The sequence below is a fragment of the Sphingopyxis jiangsuensis genome (assembly GCF_016734905.1).
Classification (GTDB): Bacteria; Pseudomonadota; Alphaproteobacteria; order Sphingomonadales; family Sphingomonadaceae; genus Sphingopyxis; species Sphingopyxis jiangsuensis.
In genome coordinates this window covers 1,150,269-1,170,198 of sequence record NZ_JAERPO010000002.1, presented here as the reverse complement: position 1 = coordinate 1,170,198, position 19,930 = coordinate 1,150,269, and the positions used below count along the sequence as shown (strand labels likewise).

Annotated in this window: 11 protein-coding genes; 4 read left to right on the top strand and 7 right to left on the bottom strand. The window is 66.4% G+C overall.

Going from position 1 to position 19,930, the window contains the following annotated elements:
* Positions 1 to 6 precede the first annotated feature (6 nt).
* The 7 genes from JI743_RS12305 to JI743_RS12275 all read right to left on the bottom strand — a co-directional run bounded on the left by JI743_RS12305 (position 7) and on the right by JI743_RS12275 (position 5,676).
* Positions 7 to 615, bottom strand: a complete 609-nt coding sequence (locus JI743_RS12305) for a TadE/TadG family type IV pilus assembly protein (protein WP_201928583.1) — start codon at positions 613 to 615, stop codon at positions 7 to 9.
* On the bottom strand, positions 612 to 1,124 hold the full coding sequence (locus tag JI743_RS12300) for a TadE/TadG family type IV pilus assembly protein (protein WP_201928582.1): 513 nt from the start codon (positions 1,122 to 1,124) through the stop codon (positions 612 to 614). The genes JI743_RS12305 and JI743_RS12300 overlap by 4 nt, the downstream gene beginning before the upstream one ends.
* A gap of 1 nt (position 1,125) precedes the next feature.
* Complete coding sequence (locus tag JI743_RS12295; protein WP_201928581.1) at positions 1,126 to 2,670, bottom strand: pilus assembly protein TadG-related protein; 1,545 nt, start codon at positions 2,668 to 2,670, stop codon at positions 1,126 to 1,128.
* Positions 2,671 to 2,710: 40 nt separating this feature from the next.
* Positions 2,711 to 2,977 (bottom strand): hypothetical protein, encoded by a 267-nt coding sequence (locus JI743_RS12290; protein ID WP_236659885.1) that lies wholly within the window; start codon positions 2,975 to 2,977, stop codon positions 2,711 to 2,713.
* Positions 2,967 to 4,454 carry a type II and III secretion system protein family protein gene (locus JI743_RS12285; protein ID WP_201928580.1) on the bottom strand — a complete coding sequence of 496 codons (1,488 nt, stop codon included), beginning with the start codon at positions 4,452 to 4,454 and terminating at the stop codon, positions 2,967 to 2,969. Before JI743_RS12285 ends, JI743_RS12290 begins: the two co-directional genes overlap by 11 nt.
* The gene (cpaB, locus tag JI743_RS12280; RefSeq protein WP_201928579.1) at positions 4,444 to 5,388 is read right to left on the bottom strand and encodes a Flp pilus assembly protein CpaB; all 945 of its coding nucleotides are present in this window, start codon (positions 5,386 to 5,388) and stop codon (positions 4,444 to 4,446) included. Before cpaB ends, JI743_RS12285 begins: the two co-directional genes overlap by 11 nt.
* A 93-nt stretch (positions 5,389 to 5,481) precedes the next feature.
* On the bottom strand, positions 5,482 to 5,676 hold the full coding sequence (locus JI743_RS12275) for a Flp family type IVb pilin (RefSeq protein ID WP_201928578.1): 195 nt from the start codon (positions 5,674 to 5,676) through the stop codon (positions 5,482 to 5,484).
* 613 nt (positions 5,677 to 6,289) lie between these two features.
* Between JI743_RS12275 and JI743_RS12270 the strand changes: the two genes are divergently transcribed.
* The 4 genes from JI743_RS12270 to JI743_RS12255 all read left to right on the top strand — a co-directional run bounded on the left by JI743_RS12270 (position 6,290) and on the right by JI743_RS12255 (position 19,897).
* Entirely contained in the window at positions 6,290 to 7,078 is a 789-nt protein-coding gene (locus tag JI743_RS12270) for a DUF2569 domain-containing protein (RefSeq protein WP_201928577.1), read from the top strand.
* A 433-nt stretch (positions 7,079 to 7,511) separates the two neighbouring features.
* Entirely contained in the window at positions 7,512 to 17,738 is a 10,227-nt protein-coding gene (locus JI743_RS12265; RefSeq protein ID WP_201928576.1) for a beta strand repeat-containing protein, read from the top strand.
* A 48-nt stretch (positions 17,739 to 17,786) separates the two neighbouring features.
* On the top strand, positions 17,787 to 18,503 hold the full coding sequence (locus JI743_RS12260; RefSeq protein ID WP_201928575.1) for an OmpA family protein: 717 nt from the start codon (positions 17,787 to 17,789) through the stop codon (positions 18,501 to 18,503).
* Positions 18,503 to 19,897: a TolC family protein gene (locus JI743_RS12255; protein ID WP_201928574.1), complete on the top strand. Its 1,395-nt coding sequence runs from the start codon at positions 18,503 to 18,505 to the stop codon at positions 19,895 to 19,897. The genes JI743_RS12260 and JI743_RS12255 overlap by 1 nt, the downstream gene beginning before the upstream one ends.
* Positions 19,898 to 19,930 lie beyond the last annotated feature (33 nt).

Sequence of the window (19,930 nt, the reverse complement as noted above, 5' to 3'; positions counted from 1 at the left end):
CTCCTGTCAGTTCGACCAGCTGCCCGCGCCGTCTTCCATCGTCAGCGAATAACTGAAGTCGGGAAGCGCGAAGCTGCCGTTGAAGATTGCCGTTGTGAGCGGCGTGAATTGCATGCCTTGAAGCCGCACGTTGATGATCGGCGCGACGTCGGGTCCATTGGGGTCGCCCGCAAAGCCGAGCCCCGAATTGCGATATTCGACGACGACATTCGCCCCCGTGATGTCGGGCTTTATGTCGTTCATCCGCTCGACCAGCGCGTCGAAGGCGGTGGTGTTGGCGGCAGTCGAGAAGTTGCACGTCCCCGCGCAGGTGCAATTTGCCGCATTGGTGCAGGTGACGCCCTGAAAGGCGCTCGTCGGCACCGGTGTTCCCGCCGGGATTTGCTCGGTGCCCGTCGCAAAGCTGTAGTTCGCGAGCCCGCTGGGGATGATCGCGGTCGCGGCGGCCCAGCGCGCGCCCGTTTGCGTCGCCTTTTCGGCGCGGTTGAATTCCCACGCAAAGCGGCCGACGTCGATGATGCCGAAAAGGAACAGGATGATCAGCGGCAGCACGAGCGCAAATTCGGCCGCCGGGCCGCCGCGCGTGTCGCGGACAAGATTGCGGAGCGCGCTCATGTCCCCATCACCGCGGCGTTCGAGCTCGCGCGCACGACCGCGCCCGTCGTGTCGAACCCCAACGTCCCGAACAACGAGGGGTAGTTGACCGTCGTCGACACGGTGACGTGCATCGCGCCCGTTGCCTCGGTGGCATAGACGCCGCCCGAGGTGTAGCTGTTGGGGGCCGACGCCTGGCACGCGACGGTGACGGCAACATCGGCGTCGGTCCACCCCGAAACCTTGGCGGTGCCGCCCGACAATTGCCCCGTGCGCGTCAGGTTGCGAATATTGTCGAGCGTGGTTCCGGTTGGCGCGTTGCAGCCGCTATAGGCGGTGAACGGCTGCCGCGCGGCAAAGCGCGCGCCGTCGCGCACTCCCTTCACCACCTTGTGCTCGGTCCAGAAATAGGCGCCCGCCTCGAACCCGCCGAACAGGATGACGAGGAGCAGCGGCGTGATGAGCGCCATCTCTGCCGCCGCCGCGCCGCGGGTGCATCCGAATATCGAGAAGGGCCGACGCATCGTCATGTCATTCGATCAGATATGGCGTATTGCGCTGAACGACCTGCCCTGCGGTCTGGCCCGCCGACGCGCTGCCCGTTTCGCCGATGATTTCGACATAGACGTCGGTCGCCTCGGTCACCACGGTGCTGCCGCGGCGGCGCTGGTACGACGGCTCGACAAGGAAAAGATCGACCCATTTGAGCACCGGGACGCCGCTTTCGTGCCCGTTGAGCCCCAGCCCGACGCAGTTGATGACCGCCGCCGAGATGCGGCGACGGTCGACGTTGGTACCCCCCGGCGTAATCCCCGCGCCGCGGCAGACGGGATAGGAGAAGCCGTCCTTGCTGCCCTGCGTCGTCTGTTGCATATCCGACGTGCCGGTATTGGCGAGTTCCCAATTATAGACGTCGTAGCGCGTCGCCGTCGGGCCGAGCCCGGTCTGCGACTGCCATGTCGCGCTGTTCCAGCCATAGTTCACAAGGAAATATGCGTCGCGGTCCCACGCCTTGTTGCCGATGCGCCCGCCCCCGAGCGTGCAGCCCGCCGCCGCGCTGTCGGACAGGCTGTTGGTGAAGGCGTGGCACAGGTCGCGCGGGTGTCCCATGATGTCGGGATAGCCCGAGGTCAGGTTGGCCGGCGTCGTCGGGCGATAGGGGTTGGCCGATTCCTGCCACCCCTGGTTGCCCGAGGTGCCGCAGCCATTGCCCTTGACCAGATCCTTGCGGACATTGCGCGACGGCGAGCAGGTGCCGCCCGACGGGCAGGTCGTCGACCCGTTGGTGTCGAGGTCGAAGCGCGTGTTGAGCGCGTCCATCACCGATGCGTTGAGTCCGGGCTTGGTTTCGACGCCGTCGATCGGCAGGCAGTCGCCCGGCGGCGAATTATAGCCGAGCGCGCGCGCCAGATTCTGCGCGCCGCTGCCGAATCCCGATTCGAGGAATCCGAAATTGCCCGGCGCGGTCGCATTGCCGGTGATCAGCTTCATCCCCGCACCCTTCAGCGCACTGGCGTCGAAATCCTGGTGCGTCGGCGTTTCAAAGGGGTTGCAGAACATCACCGGCGGGACGCGGCAGATCGCCGACCCCATTCCCGCAAGCGCCGCGGCGCCGAGGTTGCCGCTGATCGCGCCCGCAAGCGGGGTGAAGGCATAGTTGGCGGTCCGCGCCGCGATTTCGACCTCGATGAAATTGGCGTTGGCGTCGTTGGTCGCCGGCGTCTTCGCCAAGTCCTGATAAAACCGGATATTCCCCACCGCGTCGCAATCGGGTTCGGCGGCGATCGTCACCGCCGTCCCGCCGCCGTCGTTGGCGAGCAAGGTCATATTGGCAACCAGCGTCGTCGCGGCGGCGGAGGCGCGCATGCAGGTGCCCGTCCGGCCGTCGAGCTGCGACGCACCCGCGAGCGCGGCCTGGTCGGCGGCGTTCTGAAGCTCGCTGTCCATCCCGGCGAGGCGGGCATAGTCGAAACCCAGTCCGCCGATGGCGACGAGCGCAAAGAGCGAAAGGCCGAATACCGCGGCGGTCGCGCCGCTCTGGTCGGTCAGGAAGCGATGGGGCGGGTGCCGCACCATGATATTTGAACTCCTCTTTCCTTCGCGACCCGCCTGCCCCCTAGCGGGGCGTGCCGCCGCCCTCGCCCGATGTCGTTCGTATCGTGTCGGGCTTTTTGACGCGATCGGTGCGATAGCGGTCGACCGCGGCGGCGGCCTTGGCCGCGTCGGTGGTCGGTATCGCATCGTCATAGACGGGTTCGGGGTTGACGACCTGCGCCGCCATCGTCGTGCGCACGGCATTGCCGAGCGTCGCGTCGGTGGGGGTGCATCCCGCCGCCAGCGCGGCGGCGGCGGTCATGACGATGATGCGCGCATCAATATTCATAGCCGTCTCCTGCGGTCGAACTGGCCGGTGGCGCCGCCTTGGGCGGCATCTGTTGCTGCACCGGCGGGATTGCCGGGACGGCATTGTCGGTGCGGCCGAGTAGGAAGAGGTCGAGCTCGGTCGGGTCGCCGACGCGTTCGGTCGGCAGCGCGACCTGGTTCGGCTTGATCGGCTGGACGAGCCGCGGCGTGACGACGATCAGCAGCTCGGTCTCGCCGCGCTTGAAGCCCGACGAGCGGAACAGGGAGCCGATGATCGGGATCGAGCCGAGCAGCGGCACCTGCCGCACGGTGGTCGAGAAATCCTGCCGGATCAGCCCCGCGATGGCAAAGCTTTCGCCGTCGCGCAGCTCGAGCACGGTCGACGCGCGCCGCGTCTGCAGCCCCGGAATGGTGATGTCGTTCAAGACGATCGACGCGGTCGGGTCGATCGAGCTGACCTCGGGCTCGACGACCAGGTTGATCACCCCGTCGGCAAGGATCGTCGGGGTAAAGCCCAGGCTGACGCCGAAGGGTTTGAATTCGATCGTGATCCCCTGTCCGGTGCCGTCGGCGCCGCCGGTGCCGCCGCTGCTCTGGATGACGGGGATCGGGAATTCGCCGCCGGCAAGGAAGCTGGCCTTTTCGCCCGACAGCGCGACGAGCGTCGGTTCGGCGAGCGTTTTCGCCATCCCCTTGCTTTCGAGGCTGTCGAGCATCCCCAAAATGCTGACCCCGCCGATGTTGAAGCTGTGGCGGACGATGCCGATGCTGTCGGTGATCGCGGGCAGTTTCAAAATCCCCTCGCCCGTGTCGGGATCGGGAACGAGGCTGGCGCCGTCGCCCAGCGCGCCGTCCCAGCTTCCCGAACGGTTGCGGAAGAAACTGCGAACGCCGATGTCCTTGCCCGACTGGCGGTTGATTTCGGAAAAGCGCACCTCCAGCATCACCTGCTGGCTCGCGCCGATGCCCATCATGTTGACGACCTTGTCGCCCGCATAGGTTCCGGCGATCTGCACCGCATTCTGCGCGGCGGCGGCGCTGCTGACGACGCCCGACAGCACGACCGCCTCGTTCGAGATGCGCGCGCTGATATTCTCGCCGGGCATCAGCTCGCCGAGCTGGCGGCGCAGCGTGACGACGTCGGGGCCGACCGCGACGTCGACGATGGTGATGACGCGCCCGCCCTTGTCATAGACGGTCAGGCTGGTCGTCCCCATTTTCTTGCCGAGCACATAGATCGAGCGGTCGGAGATGGGGAGGATGTCCGCAATCTCTTCGGAGCCGATCATCGCGCGGCCGAACGGGCGGTCGAGCGTCACCGTCTGGCTTTTGTTGAGCGGGACGTCGAGCTGCCCGGCATGGACCCCGCCCGTGCCATATTGGGCAAGGGCGGCGGGCGCGGCGGACAATGCCAGCACAGGGGCCAGCACGGGGGCCAGCACGGCGGCGAGCGGCGCGGCGAGGGTGCGCGCGGCGCGGGTGATGTTACGAGCCATGGCGCTTGACCTCATAGGTTTGGGTTTCGGTGCCGCGGACGATTTCGACCGAGGGGCCGGACGGGCGGCGCGGCGGCGCGGGCGATTGGCCCGTCGGCGCGCGCTGCATCACCGCAGGGGTTTCGGAATAAAAGCCCGGCGGCATCCCCGCGAGGCCGGGCGACGCCGCGCGGCGCGCGGGCGCCGAACGCCAGCCGCCGCCGAGGTCGCTTTGCGTGATCGTCATGTTCGCGCCGTCCTCGATGCTCGTGACGTTGCGCAGCGCGAGCGAGAGCGCGCCGACGCGCTGTGCGAGCGCAAGTTTCTGCGCGCCGACGGGGTCGACCTCCAGCGTCGCGGTCTTGGCGACCGCGGGTTCGGTCTTGTTCTCGTCGGCGACCTGGTCGATCGCGATGACGCGGATTTTTTCGAGGATGATGTCGGTCATCTGGTCGTTGTTGCCCGCGCCGTCGCCCGAAAGCTGGCGCGTCAGCAGCACGTCGACGATATCGCCCGGGGCGATCATTCCGCCGACGCCCGCGACATCGTCGATGCGCACCGCGGCGGCGCGCATTCCTTCGGGAAGCAGCGCGGAGATCGAGGCGCGGCCGTCGTCGCCCGAAATCTTCGACGCGAGGATCGGTTCGCCGACCGCGATCGGGCGCAGCGCGACGCGCGGCCCGCGCGCATTGTCGGTGACGCCGATGCTCGTCTTGAACGCGCCCTCGGGAACCGAGTTGGCGGGCCAGCCGACAAGCTTGGTGTTCTGTGGGGTGAGGGTGGATCCGAAGGCCAGTGGCTGCGATGCCACGAGGACTTGCACCAGGCTGAGTTCATCGGCTCTGCGCTGCTCGCGTTCCTCAATTCCGCTGAAATATGCGTTAGCGAGAAAGACAACGATCAGGCCCAAGAAGACCGCCGCTATAAGAATGACATTTGTGCGTGATATCGCCATATCCGCCCCCCGCGGTAAAGGCTGACAAACCGAAGCCTGTATCCTGAAATCCCCGCTGGAACGTAACGTTCCAGCGGGGTGTATCACGGCAAGTTAGCAGTTGGGTGTAGTCGTCCCGCCCGCGCTGTCGATGCAGGTCTTGGCCGTGGTCATCGCGCCGCTGATCGACCCGCCGAGAGCGAATGCTGCGGCGGCAATGCCGGTACCAACGATCGCGAGGATCAGGGCATATTCGGCGGCCGAAGCGCCGCTGTCGTCACGGATAAAATCTTTCAGAAAGCTTTTCATGTCTGGACTCCTGTCAAGCCACCGCACGAGGAGCGGTGTATGTCTGCCCTCCCCCCCCATGGAGGCGGTCAGACATTCCTGCCGAAGGAGTGCAAATGGAACCGACGCGACCCGGTGATGAAACTCCGGCAGACGCCGGTTCAACCTGTCAATGCGGTCCCTCAGCAAGGAACCCCCTGATTCAACGCCTTTTGTGCCCTAGCGTCAACACAAAATTAACTTGTTTTAACAATGGCTTAACATTGAAAATATGTTAACCATTTTTGCGTTTCATGCCAGATTGGCGGCTTTCGGCGCAGCATATGGTCGCGATTCGCCCCCGATTCGCAGCATCATTTCCTAAGGCTTGATTCGCTTGGTTAATTTCCGTGCGCGGAAAGGCCGTGGCGGCGATTCATCCCCTGGGCCAGAAACGGGTGATCCCCGGCGAAAGCCGGGGCCCATTCCGGGGCAGCGCCGCGCCGCGTGGACCCCGGCGTTCGCCGGGGATCGCCTGCCGGCGGAACCGGACGATGGGCGATGGCCGGGGGCGCGGCCCCGTCCTTTGCAAATGAGGAAATATTAACCATATCGGCTTTACATCCGAACCCCGGTACGGAAGGATGATCGCACGATGACCAAGGCCCTGCACCGCCTGTCCACCCGGCTCCACGACCAGAGCGTCCGCTTTGTCGCGCCGCTGGAGGATCGCGTGCGGTCGCTGTTGCTGGGCTGGACGATCGTCGTCGCGCTGATCTGTCTGGCGCGCGTCCTGTTTCCCGTCACCCCCGCCGACAGCGTGGCGTCGACGCTGGTGCTGTTCGTGCCGCACGCGATGATCCTCGCCAGCCCCTTTTTTGCTTACTGGACCGCGAATGCGCTGTTCCCGCGCGGCGTCGCCTTTGCCCAGCCCGACATCCGCCTCGCCCTCTATGGCAAGTGGCGCGCGCTCGACGCGCTGTCGGTGCGCCGCCACCCCGCCTTCGGCCCCGTCGGGATCATGGCGTCGCTGCTGCTCGGCATGTTGCTCAACGTTCCCGTGCGCACCGCCGAATTCATGGCGGCGGTTCCCGCGATGACCGGATCGGCGCCCGTATGGGGCCAGATGATCTATCTCGCGATGGCGGCCGACCTCGTCGCGATGAATTTCCTCTACACGCTCTGTTTCTTCATGGCGCTGCGCGGCATGCCCTTTTTCCCGCGGCTGCTGCTCCTCACCTGGGGCGTCGACCTGGTGTCGCAGCTGATCCTCGCCGACTATCTGTCGGGCGCGCCGCACCTGCCGCAGGCGGTCGCCGCGGCGATCGCGCCGCTGCTCGACAGCAATATCAAGAAAGTGTGCATCAGCGCGCTCGTCTGGCTGCCCTATCTGATCCTGTCCGAACGGGTGAACGTCACCTATCGCTGGCGCCAGCCGGCGTAAGCTGCCGCCGGACCCGCGCCGCCGCGCGCCTTTGCGGCGGGCCGCGCGCGACGGCAAAGTCGCGGGTTGCATCGCCCGCGAGGCCGCTGGCCGCCTGACTCCCCACCCTCCATTTCGCCGGCTCACCCCCGACCTGCCCCGATCAGGGACAGACGCGCGCGCCGGGTCGGCCGCGTTACCGGCACGCCGCGACGCCAAGCCCCTGTAAAATTTAACTTAGGCGCCTTTCGGGGACAATCGGCGCAAATCCGCGCTCTGCGCCGGTCATCGATATTAAAAATATGTTAACGCGCTTGCAGAGTCGGTTAAGTCTGTGTTTCCTAGGGCTTCTGGGAGGTGCCCGAGTCGTCGGGCCGAGGGTCGCGCTGAAATTGACAGATATTTCGCCTGCGCCGTTTGCGGCGCGGGGCGCGATGGATCGAGGGAAACGAACATGGACGCATTCGACAACCCCGCTCGCGGTGCCAACGGCCTTTCGCGGGCGGACGGCGACGTCACCGGAACCGCCACGGCGAGCGGCGAAGCCCGCGCCATCGCGCCGACCGCGCTGGCCGACGCGGCCGCCGGGATCACCGCGGCGGCATCGGCAATCCCGCTGGCGATCCAGGCGGTGCTCGTTCCCGACGCGCAGGGCCGCATCACGCTGCCCGCCGGCGTGTCGATCGACGACATCAGCGTATCCGGCCCCGACCTCATCATCACCCTGCCCGACGGACAGGTGATCGTCGTTCCCAACGGGGCGGTCGCCATTCCCGCGATCGTCGTCGACGGCAACACCGTGCCCGCGAGCACGGTCGCGCAGCTTCTCGAGGGGCTCGACGAGTTCAACCCCGAGGCGGGGCTGCGCAGCTCGGGCGGCAATTTCGCCGACCCCGAAGGCGCGATCCAGGACGCCTATGACCTCGGCGACCTGCTCCCCTATACCGAACTTGCCTTTCCGGCGCCGCGCGACGAGGAGCTGATCCCCGACCGGCTGATCCCCGACGAGGATGCGACCGTCGTCATCCAGACGCCCGACCAGCCCGCCGGATCGACCGACGCGACGTCGAGCGTCGACGAAGCGGGGCTTCCCGCGCGCGGCAGCGAACCCGCGGGCAGCAACAGCGCCGCGACCAGCGAAACGACCAGCGGCACGATCGTCATCGACGCGCCCGACGGGCTGGCTTCGGTGACGATCAACGGCACCGCGGTCACCAGCGTCGGCCAGACGATCGCCACGCCGCTCGGCACGCTGACGATCACCAGCATCGCGCCCGGCGCCATCGGCTACAGCTATACGCTCGCCGACAATACCGACGCCAATGCGAACCCGACCGATGTCTTCACCGTCGTCGTCACCGACACCGACGGCGACACCGCGAGCGCGAACCTGACCATCTCGGTCATCGACGACGTGCCGACCGCGCGCGCCGATACCGACGCGGTCGCGCCCGCCACCTACACCGCCGAAACGGGCAATGTGATCAGCGGCGCGGGGACGACGAGCGGCGCCGCGGGCGCCGACACGCAGGGCGCCGACGGCGCGACGCTGACCGGCATCGTCGCGGGCACGGGCACCGCCTTTGTCGCGCCGGGCACCGCGATCGCGGGGCAATATGGCACGCTGACGATCAACGGCGACGGCAGCTATTCCTATGTCCGCGCGCCGGACACGCCCGGCGGGGTCAACGACGTCTTCACCTATCGCCTCGCCGACGGCGACGGCGACACCTCGACCGCGACGCTGACGATTTCGATCGGCGACAGCCCGGCGATCATCACCTTTGTCCCGACGCAGGGCGCGGGGACGCTGGTCGACGAATCGCAGCTTCCGCCGCGCCCCGACGAAACGCCCGGCTCCGAATTCGACGGCGACGATGAATCGACGACCGGCACCATCACCTTCACCTCGCCCGACGGGGTGCAGAGCGTGACGATCAACGGCGTCGCGGTGACGCCGGGCGCGCTGCCGCAGACGATCTTTACCGACGCGACGGGGACGCTGGTCGTCAACAGCTATGCCTATGACCCCGTAACGGGGCAGGGTTCGATCACCTATACCTATACGCTCGCCGACAATACCGCCGATCCCGACGGCACGACGGTCAGCTTCGACGTCGTCGTCACCGACCTCGACGGCGACAGCGCGCCCGCGGTGCTCAACATCGACATCGTCGACGACGTGCCGATCGCTAGAGACGATGCCGACAGCGTAACCGAAGACGGCCCGCTCGTCGCCGACGGCAATCTGCTGACCGGTACGGGCGGCAGCGACGCCAACGCAACCGACGGCGTCGCCGACACGCAGGGCGCCGACGGCGCGAGCGTCACCGCGATCGCGGGCGGCAGCGTCGGCACGCCCTTCGCCACCGCCTATGGCACGCTCACCGTCAACGCCGACGGCAGCTACACCTATGCGCTCAACAATGCGCTCCAGCCCGTCCAGGGCCTGTCGGCGGGCGAGACGCTGAGCGAAAGCTTCGTCTATACGATCACCGATGGCGACGGCGACACGTCGACCGCGACGCTGACGATCACGATCAACGGCGCCGACGACGGCGTCACCATCACCGGGCTCGACGCCGACGGCGGCGAGCTGACGGTCGACGAGGACGATCTTCCGAACGGTTCGTCGCCCGACGACGCCGCGCTGACGCAGGGCGGCAGCTTCTCGATCTCGACCCCCGACGGGCTCGGCAATGTGAGCGTCGGCGGGACGCAGGTCGTCACCAACGGCGTCTTCACCGCCGGCAGCGCGACGAGTCCGCTCGGCACGGTGAACATCACCGGCTTCACGCCCGTCATCGGCGCCGACGGATCGGTGATCGGCGGCAGCTTCACCTATGAATATGTCTTGTCGGCGAACACGCTGACGCACGGCAGCGCGGGCGAGGATTCGGTCACCGACAGCTTCGCCGTGACGGTGACCGACAGCGACGGTTCGGTCGGAACGGCCAGCCTCGACGTCAACATCGTCGACGACGTGCCGACCGCTAGAGACGATGCCGACAACGTAACCGAAGACGGCCCGCTCGTCGCCGACGGCAATCTGCTGACCGGTACGGGCGGCAGCGACGCCAACGCAACCGACGGCGTCGCCGACACGCAGGGTGCCGACGGCGCAAGCGTCACCGCGATCGCAGGCGGCAGCGTCGGCACGCCCTTCGCCACCGCCTATGGCACGCTCACCGTCAACGCCGACGGCAGCTACACCTATGCGCTCAACAATGCGCTCCAGCCCGTCCAGGGCCTGTCGGCGGGCGAGACGCTGAGCGAAAGCTTCGTCTATACGATCACCGATGGCGACGGCGACACATCGACTGCGACGCTGACGATCACGATCAACGGCGCCGACGACGGCGTCACCATCACCGGGCTCGACGGCGCGGGTGCCGAACTGGCCTTTGACGAGGACGACCTTCCGGCGCGTCCCAATGAAGCGGCGGGGTCGGACACGACGCCCGAACCGGTCACCGATGGCGGCAACTTCTCGGTATCGACGCCCGACGGCATGGGCAATGTTGTGCTCGACAGCTTCAACGGCTCGCCGATCGGGCCGCTGACGCTGGTTACCGCCGACGGCAGCTTTACGCCGCAAATGGTTGTAACGGCCTATGGCACGCTCAGCATCACGGGCTTCACACCGGTAATCGGAGCCGACGGATCGGTCATCGGCGGCAGCTTTACCTATAGCTACACGCTTTCGGACAATCGGACCGACCATGGCGCGGCCGGCGAGGACAATGTCGCCGACAGCATCGGCGTCACCGTGACCGACATCGACGGCAGCAACGCAAGCGCCACGATCGACATCCAGATCACCGACGACGTACCGACCGCGATCGACGATTTCCTGCTGCAGCCGGTCGAAAATGCGCCCGTCACCATCGACGTGCTCGCGAACGACGTCCAGGGCGCCGACAGCGTCCAGTCGGGCACTGTGGCGCTTGTCGACGGCACGCTCACGGGCAGCGGCACGCTGGTCAACAACGGCGACGGCAGCTTCACCTATACGCAGGCGCCCGGTGAAGTCGGCGAGATCAGCTTTCAATACCAGATCACCGACGGCGACGGCGACACGTCGACCGCGACGGCAACGATCATGCTTGTCGCCGATTCAACGCCGCAGATCCGCAGCGCCGACAATGTCACGGTCGACGAGGACGGGCTGCCGCTGGCGAACGCCGACGACGGCCTTCCCGGCGAGGTGACCTCGACGGGCAGCACGAGCGCCAATGGCACGATCGTCGTCGATTTCGGCGGCGACGTACCTGCGGTGCTCGCGGGATCGATTGTCCTCGACGACAGTGCCGCGCTCGACACGCAACTGACGGTGGGCGGCGTCCCGGTAACCTTTGCCAAGGACGGCGCCGACCTGGTCGGCTCGGTGGGTGCGACCGAAGTGATCCGCATCGCGCTGACGACGGCGACCTCGGGTCCCGGTGCCAATGAAGTGACCTATGGTTATACGGTCACCCTGTCGGCGGCGATCGACCAGTCGGCGCCGGGCAGCGAGGATAGCGACATGCTGTCGGGGATCGGCTTCACCGTGACCGACAATGACGGATCGACCGCGAGCGGGAGTTTCGTGGTCACGATTGTCGACGATATTCCCACGCTCGCCGTGTCCGACACGCCGACGAACGCAACCGAGGGCGGCCCTGCCGTCAACGGGACCTGGACCCTCGATGCGGGGGCCGACGGCGTGACGTCGGTGACCGTGACCTTCGGGGCCGGCAGCGACACGCTGTCGCTGGCGCCCGGAAACAGCGTCGTGATCGTGCAGCCCACGGGCACGCTGACGGTCAATTCGGACGGCACCTTCAGCTTCCTCGCCGCGGGTGACCAGAATAACAACCCCAACCCGTCGGCAACCTTCACCCTGTCGGCGGTCGATCGCGACGGCGACCCGACGTCGGACAGCCTGACGATCACGATCGACGACGGCGCCGACCCGACGGGCGGCGGGACGCTGACGCTGACCGTCGACGAAGCCGCGATCGACGGCATCGGACGCACGCCGGCGAGCGATGCCGAAACCGATAGCGGCATGCTGAGCTTCACGGCCGGATCGGATACGCTGTCGAACTTCATGTTTGACGGGACCGCAGGCCTTGTGGCCAACCTCGACGGGGCCGGTACCGACCTCTTCTGGTCGATCTCGCCCGACGGGCAGACGATCACCGGCTCGCTCACCGATGGCGGCCCGGCGGCGATCACGATCAGCCTCAGCGCGCCGGCAAGCCTTGCGCCGGGCATGACGGGCAATGCGACGGTGACCGTCACGATTGCCGACAATCTGCCGCATGCACTGGCGATGGCTGCGCAGACCCAGTCGCTCGGAACGGTGACCGTCAAAGCGACCGACACCGACGGCGACATGGCGACCGGCACGGTGACGATCAACGTCACCGACGATATTCCGACCGTTTCGGCGGTCGACGGGTCAGCCAACGCGCTGATCGTCGACGACAGCGACCTTGCGACCGACGCGTCGGCCGATTTCGGCTTCGGCCAGCCGGGCAGCCTGTTCAATGTCGCGTTCAATGCCGACGGGCCAGCCGCGACCGACTCGGTCACTTATGCGCTGGGCGTCAAGTCGCCCGGCGTGGCGTCGGGCCTTGTCGACACGGCGACCAACGAGGCCGTGGTGCTCACGCTCGAATCGGGGGCGGTCGTCGGCCGCACCAGCGGGACGAACGACATCGTGTTCGTTCTCTCGGTCGACGCCAATGGGACGGTGACGCTCGACCAGCAGCGCGCCGTCTTCCATTCGCCTGACAGCGGGCCCGACCAATCGGCTTTCCTGAGCGCAGCGGACCTTGTGACGCTGACGGCGACGGTGACCGACAGCGACGGCGACCAGGCCAGCGCCACCGCGAATATCGGCGGCGCGCTGACGTTCAAGGACGATGGCGTCAGCATCGACATCAACGTCACGGGCGAGGCGGCGGTCGTGCTGACGACGCAGGATGCCGCCACGATCGGCGCGGCCAGCGACAGCGATGTATCGACCGCCAATTTCGGCAGCGTCTTCTCCTTTGCCAATGCCGATTTCGGCGCCGACGGCCCCGGAGCGATCAGCTGGTCCTATGCGCTGACGCTGTTCGGCGCGAACGGTACCGATTCGGGGCTCGACAGCAATGGCGCGTCGATCAACCTGTTCAACGACGGCGGCACCATCGTGGGATCGACGGCGGCCAGCCTTGGCGACATCGATCCCGGCAACACGATCTTCACGATCAGCGTCAATGCCGGCGACGGCACCGTCACGCTGACGCAGTTCGCCCAGATCGATCATGAACTGCCGGGTGTCGGCAGCAATTTCGACAGCCAGATTGCGACGCTGGCCGACGAGCTGGTCCGCCTGACCGGCACGGTGACGATCACCGACAAGGATGGCGACAGCGACAGCGACAGCCAGTCGATCGACCTTGGCCACAACATCCGGTTTGCCGACGACGGGCCCGACATCGACGTCACGCTGAAGGCGGGCGCCGAACTGCGGATCGACGAAACCGACGGCGTGACCGCGGCGGGGACAGAAGTCGATCCGGTCGGCGGCAACCTCGGCAGCGCGACGATCGCGGCGACCGACCTGTTCACCGTCACGCTGGACGCCGGGGCGGATACGCCCGCAAGCTATAGCTATGCCTTCGTTCTCGGTGGCGTAAACCCCGACAGCGGTTATCGCATTTCGTCGGATGACGAGGTGATCCGTCTTTACCAGACCGCGCCGGGCACGGTCGAGGGCCGCGGCGAAACGTCAGGCGACGTCGCCTTCACCTTCACCGTTGCGGCCGACGGCACGGTCACGATGACGCAGTTTATCGCGATCGAGCACGGGGATACGGGCAGTCACGACGAAAGCTCGCCCGGAATGAACGCCGGCGCGCTTCTGCTCGAGGTCAAGGCGACCGATTTCGACGGGGATTTCGATACCGACACCGTCGACCTGGGCAGCATCACCCGCATCGAGGACGATGGTCCGTCGATCAGCAACGTAGGCGGCAGCGGCAGCGTGACGCTCGACGAAACCGGCGGACTCGACGTCAACGTGACGTCGCTGGCCGCGGTCATTACGGCAACGCTCGCGTTCGGCGCCGACGGCCCTGCGGCCGCAAACAGCACCGTCTATGGTCTCGCGCTCAGCGGGGGTGCCGCATCGGGCATTGCGACGGCGGTCGGCGATTTCCCGATCACCCTCGTCGCAACGTCGCCCACGACGATCACCGGGCGCTATACCGACGGCGGCGGCATCGTGCAGGACGCCTTCACGGTGACGATCAACACCGATGGCACGATCACCGTATCGCAGTTCGTTGCGCTCGAGCATCTGCAGGATGGCGACACGCCGCTGCACAATGATGCACTGACGCTCGACGGTCTGATCACGGCGTCGATCCGCATCACCGACAGCGACGGCGACAGCGTCGACGCGACGAAGGAAATCGGCGGCCAAATCAGCTTCCTCGACGACGGACCGTCGGTCAGCGCGACCGCGGCAGGCGCGGTGCTGGTTCAGAACGACGAAAGCGCGACGAACAGCATGGTCGCGCAACTTGACACGGGCAGCATCGCGACCGGCAACGATCCCGACGTGGCTGGCGCGGGCGCAATCAGCCGCGCGACGTCGAGCGGTGCGGTCGTCAATGCAACGCCGCTTTACGGAACCGACGGCGCCGCAGCGACGGGTGCGCTCAGCTATTCGCTGACCGTCATCAACGCCGTCTCGGGCCTGTCGGTCACCGACGGCTCGCCGATCAACCTTGTCGTCCAGGGCAATGTCATCGTCGGCCAGGTGAGCGGGGGCGCATTCGATGGCCTCGCGGCCTTCGCAATCGCGATCGATCCCGCGACGGGCGTCGTGACGGTCGAACAATATCTGTCGCTCGACCATCCCGATACCGCGAACCCCGACGACGCCGTGCAGCTGGTCGCCAATTCGCTGGGCGTGGTCGTCACCGCGACCGATAGCGACGGCGACTTCGCGCTTTCGGACACCGTCGACATCTCGGCGCAGATCCGTTTCGATGACGACGGGCCGCAGGCGATGGTGAGCGCCGCGGGCCTTTCGCTCGCGCACGACGAAACGCCGGGGATCGATGGCGACGCACAGGATGTCTCCGGGCCGCTGTCGATCTTTGACGGTGTCGCGAACAAGGGCGACGACCCGGACGTGGCCGGCACGGTTATCGGCTTTGCCCGCGACGCGGGCGCGCTGTCGAGCGCCGGATCGACCACGGGATCCGACGGCGGAACGATCAGCTTTGGTCTCTCCCTGTCATCGAGCGGGGTCGATTCGGGCCTCGACACCACCGACGGCCAGAACATCCTGCTCTACCTCGAAGCGGGGATTGTCGTCGGGCGCGTCGGCGGACCGGCGGGTGCCGCCGCTTTTGCGATCGCCGTCGAAGCGGACGGCAGCGTCAACCTGGTTCAATATCTGTCAATCAAGCATCCGACGCCGGGCGCTAGCCACGACGAATCGCTGTCGATCGTCAATGGCGCCGTGCTGGCGACCGTCACGGTCACCGACGGCGACGGCGACACGTCCAGCGCTTCGACGCCGATCGGCGGTCTGATCTCGTTCCAGGACGACGGACCGGAGCTCGGCGCCTTTGTCGGCGTCACGGTCGTCAACATGGCCAATGTCGTCGGCAGCGGAACCTTCGCTTATGATCCCGGCGCGGACGGGCACGGGTCATTCACCATCACGGGACCGACGCTGCCCGGCATTACCTATTCGACGACGCAGAACGCCAATGGCGCGCTGTTGACCGCAACCGCCGATCCTGACGGGCCCGGCGGATCGCCTCCGGTCACCGTTTTCACCCTGCAGGTGAACAAGGACGGCACCTATGACTTCACGCTGGTGACACCGCAGGCGGCGACGACCGAAACGGTGTCGTTGCTCGGCCTTTCGGCTGGCGGGCCTTCGCCCTTCGTTCAAACGGCAGACGGGCGCGTCGAATTCACGGGCAGCGGCAACGGTGTCAATTCGTCGACACAGGGTTTTGGTATCGACAATCAGTTCGTCGGGAACGGCGAGAGCTTTACGATCGAGTTCCATGACCCGGGGCAGCCGGGCAACCAGGATCCGTTGACCAACCCTGAAATGGTCAGCTCGATCGTCCTGCGCAATGACAACATCAACGGCTCGTTGCAGATCAAGGTCACGGTATTCAACGATGTGCTGGGAACGTCGGAGGTCGTCTATACGAACTTCAACGTGACGGGCACGACGACACTGATCGACCCCGTGATGTCCGAATTCAACCGCGTGCTCGTCGAGGGCGTCGGCGGAAGCGGTCAGGGCGTGCGCTTTGTCTCGCTCGACATCAGCAAGACGATCCTTCCGTCGGACTATGATCTCGAGTTTGCGATCACCGCGCTCGACGGCGATGGCGACGTCACCTCGACGTCGCAACTACTGGTCTCGGTCGACGCTTCGGCCCCGCCGATCGCGCTTGATCTCGACGGCGACGGCGTCGCCTTTCTGTCCAAAGATGCCGGTGTCGCTTTCGACTATTTCGGCAACGGCGCCCCGGTCAGCACGGCATGGGTCGGTCCCGACGACGGGCTGCTGGCGTTCGATGCGAACGGCAACGGCCGCGTCGATAACGGAAGCGAAATCGTCTTCGGTGGCAATGGCCTGACCGACCTTCAGGGTCTTGCAGCCAAATATGACAGCAACGGCGACGGGCTGCTCACCAGCGCCGATGCGGGCTGGGCTGGCTTCGGCGTATGGCGCGATGCGAACAGCAACGGCGTCTCCGACGACGGCGAGTTCCAGTCGCTGGACGATGCGGGGATCGTGTCGATCAACCTGCAGTCGGACGGACAGCCTTATTCGGCGGCGGACGGCGACGTCCACGTCTTCGGCGAAACGAGCTATCAGCTCGCCGACGGCACGGTACGGACCGCGGCCGACGCGGCCTTTGCCTATGGCAAGGCGGGCGGCACCAGCACGGTCCGGACGCAGGATCGTCCGGCGTCGGCCGTTCCGTTGTCTGACGCACTGGTCGCCGCGTCGCTGGTTGCGATGGTTCATGCCGTCCAGCCCGAACGTGCCGATGCGGCCAGCTTTGCAGACAGCGAGGTTGCCGGCGTGATCGGCGGATCCGGTGCCGCGCACAGCGTCGATACCGGAACGGCTCACGCGACCAAGATGATGGCCGATGACCCGCTGCTCGGTTCCGCCGAGCCGCGAGCGGACGAACCGGCAAGCCGCAACCTTGGCGGCGGCGACGACAGCAGCTCGGCGAGCAGCGTCACCGGTCACGGGGCCGATGCATCGTATCAGCATGCGGCCTCCGGTCCGGAATGGTCCGGTTCAGAAGCATTGTTCGACCACTTCGCTCCCGCGGCGAACGACGGGGCGATGTCAATGGACGGCCTGCTGTCGCTGGGCCTCGCGGCCATCGATGCGCGGATCGCAGCACGCGATGTTGCGGCCGACGACCCTGCCGCAGCGCGCGTCCTGGCCGAGGCGATCGATGGCGGCGAAAGCGTCGATCGCCTGATCGACGCGGTGACGGGCGCCGCCGCGGTTCCGGACGGACATGCAGCGCCGGTCGACCTTGCGCGGATGCTCGACGCCCATGTTGTCGGCGGCGAAATGGCGGGAATTTTCCACCCGCCTGCCGATTTCGACCTGCAACAGATCGCCGCAGCATAGCTGAGACCTCAAAAAGACCAGTGGATTGAAAAAGGGGGTACGAGGAACATGCGATATTCAACGGCAAAATGGATGGCGGGGGCGTGCGTCGCGCTCGCCCTGTCCCAACCGGGTAACCTGTTTGCCCAGTCGCTGACCGATATGTCGGTCGACCAACTGCGCGGCGAGGTGCGAACACGTTACGATGCCGCGCTCGCGACGAGCGCCGATCCGGCAGTGGTTTCGGCGAACAACAACATCCACACCTGGGCGTCGGAGGCCAAGGTGCAGTGCGGCATCGCGCTCGGTTTCCTGAAATCGAACACGCGCGACCAGGACAGCCTGCGCCGCTGCGACTTTGCCTATAACCAGATGACCCGGACGCCGCCGCCACCGCCACCGCTCGTGCCGCCGCCGCCACCGGTCAACAATTGCCCGCCCGAGGTCGCGTCGACCTTCTTCTTCGACTGGGATTCGACCGTCGCGCCGGCCGAAGCGCCGCAGTCGGTCGCGTTCATGGCCGAAAACCAGGCGCGGTGCGGCTGGTCGGCGTTCACCGTCGTCGGTCACACCGACCGGTCGGGATCGGACGCTTATAACGAAGGCCTCGCGATGCGGCGCGCGCGCGTGATTGCCGACATGATGATCGCGGCGGGAATCCCGACCGGTACCATTGCGGTGTCGGGCATGGGCGAACGCCAGCCGCGCGTCCAGACGATGGACGGTGAACGCACGCCAGAGAACCGGCGCGTCGAAGTCGAGGTCAATGGGACTGGGGAACGCTGATGACACCGAAGCACAAACTCGCCGGCCTTGCGTCGGCACTCGCCTTGGCCATCGTCGCCGCGCCGGCCTTTGCCGAACCGGTTTCGATGCAGAATGCGATGGCCGTCGCCATCGATTCGAACCCGCAGATCAACCAGGCCGAAATGAACAAGCAGGCCATCGAATTCGAGCTGGAGCAGGCCAAGGGTCTGTACCTGCCGCGCCTGACGCTCGAAATGTCGGCGGGGGTCCGGCGGCTCGAAAACGCAACGCGGCGCGCGCTCGGAATCGCGAACGAGGAGCTTTATCCGCTCGAGGCGCAGCTGCGCGCCGAACAGACGCTCATCGACTTCGGCCGGCGGCGCGGCGAAAAGCTGCGACAGGCGGCGCGCGTCGATGGCGCGGCGCTCCGCGTGCTTGAGCGGTCGGAATTTGTCGCGCTCCAGACAGCGCGCCAATATCTCGACATCCTGCTGCAACAGCGCGTCGTCGCGGCGGCCGAGGATAATCTGACCTTTCACAATAGCCTGGTATCCGACCTGTCGAGCGGCGTGACCGCGGGGTCGATCAGCGTCGCCGACCTGCAACAGGCGCAGGAACGCGCCAAGGCGGCGAGCGTCCGGGTGTCTGAAGCCAAAGAGGCGCTGACCAACGCCAAGATCGAACTGATGGCGCTGAGCGGGCTCGAGGTCGACGAGGTGCAAATGCCGCCCGCGATGCTCGAAAAGCTGCCGACCAGCCTCAGCGAAGCAGTCGGGATGACGCGCGTGCGCCATCCGAAGGTACTTGAGGCGATGGCCGACGTCGACGCCGCGAACGCCGATGCGAAAAAGGCCAAGGGCGATTTCTATCCGACGGTGGGGATCGAACTGTCCGGCCGGATCGGCGACGACATCGACGCGTTTCGCGGCGAAACCAACGACCTGTTGGCGCGCGCCGTGCTGCGCTGGGACATCTTCGACGGCGGGATCAATCGCGCCAAATATCAGGAGATGGTCCGCCGCGCGAGCGAGGCGCGCTTCCGCATGCACCAGGTGACGCGCGACGCCGAAGCCGATGTGCGACGGGCGTGGAACAGCAAGGAAACGCAGACCGCGGTGTTCCGCGATCTCAGCGACCAGAGCCGCGCCACCGATGAATTGCTGCTGTCGTACCGCGAGCAATTTTCGGTCGGACGGCGGTCGCTGCTCGACGTGCTCGACGCGCAGAACACGCGCTTCAACGTTCAGGTCCGCGCCGAAACCGCGCGCTTCTCCGAAATCTTTGCCGGCTATCAGGTGCTGGCATCGACGAACGAGTTGCTCGAGGCATTCGGACTCAGCGCCCCCGAATCGCGCCGCGTCTATGCGCGCGAGCAGGTGGGCTATGGACCGCCCGCACCCGCCGAGCTGCAACGCCGACGCTATCCGCAGTGACCGGCGGAGGGTCGATTCTGACGTGAAGACTGG

Coding starts and splice junctions, on each gene's coding strand:
- JI743_RS12270 (WP_201928577.1), top strand. CDS start 6,290: ATGACCAAGGCCCTGCACCGCCTGTCCACCCGGCTCCACGACCAGAGC.
- JI743_RS12260 (WP_201928575.1), top strand. CDS start 17,787: ATGCGATATTCAACGGCAAAATGGATGGCGGGGGCGTGCGTCGCGCTC.
- JI743_RS12275 (WP_201928578.1), bottom strand. CDS start 5,676: ATGAAAAGCTTTCTGAAAGATTTTATCCGTGACGACAGCGGCGCTTCG.
- JI743_RS12255 (WP_201928574.1), top strand. CDS start 18,503: ATGACACCGAAGCACAAACTCGCCGGCCTTGCGTCGGCACTCGCCTTG.
- JI743_RS12305 (WP_201928583.1), bottom strand. CDS start 615: ATGAGCGCGCTCCGCAATCTTGTCCGCGACACGCGCGGCGGCCCGGCG.
- JI743_RS12285 (WP_201928580.1), bottom strand. CDS start 4,454: ATGGCTCGTAACATCACCCGCGCCGCGCGCACCCTCGCCGCGCCGCTC.
- JI743_RS12300 (WP_201928582.1), bottom strand. CDS start 1,124: ATGACGATGCGTCGGCCCTTCTCGATATTCGGATGCACCCGCGGCGCG.
- cpaB (WP_201928579.1), bottom strand. CDS start 5,388: ATGGCGATATCACGCACAAATGTCATTCTTATAGCGGCGGTCTTCTTG.
- JI743_RS12295 (WP_201928581.1), bottom strand. CDS start 2,670: ATGGTGCGGCACCCGCCCCATCGCTTCCTGACCGACCAGAGCGGCGCG.
- JI743_RS12290 (WP_236659885.1), bottom strand. CDS start 2,977: ATGAATATTGATGCGCGCATCATCGTCATGACCGCCGCCGCCGCGCTG.
- JI743_RS12265 (WP_201928576.1), top strand. CDS start 7,512: ATGGACGCATTCGACAACCCCGCTCGCGGTGCCAACGGCCTTTCGCGG.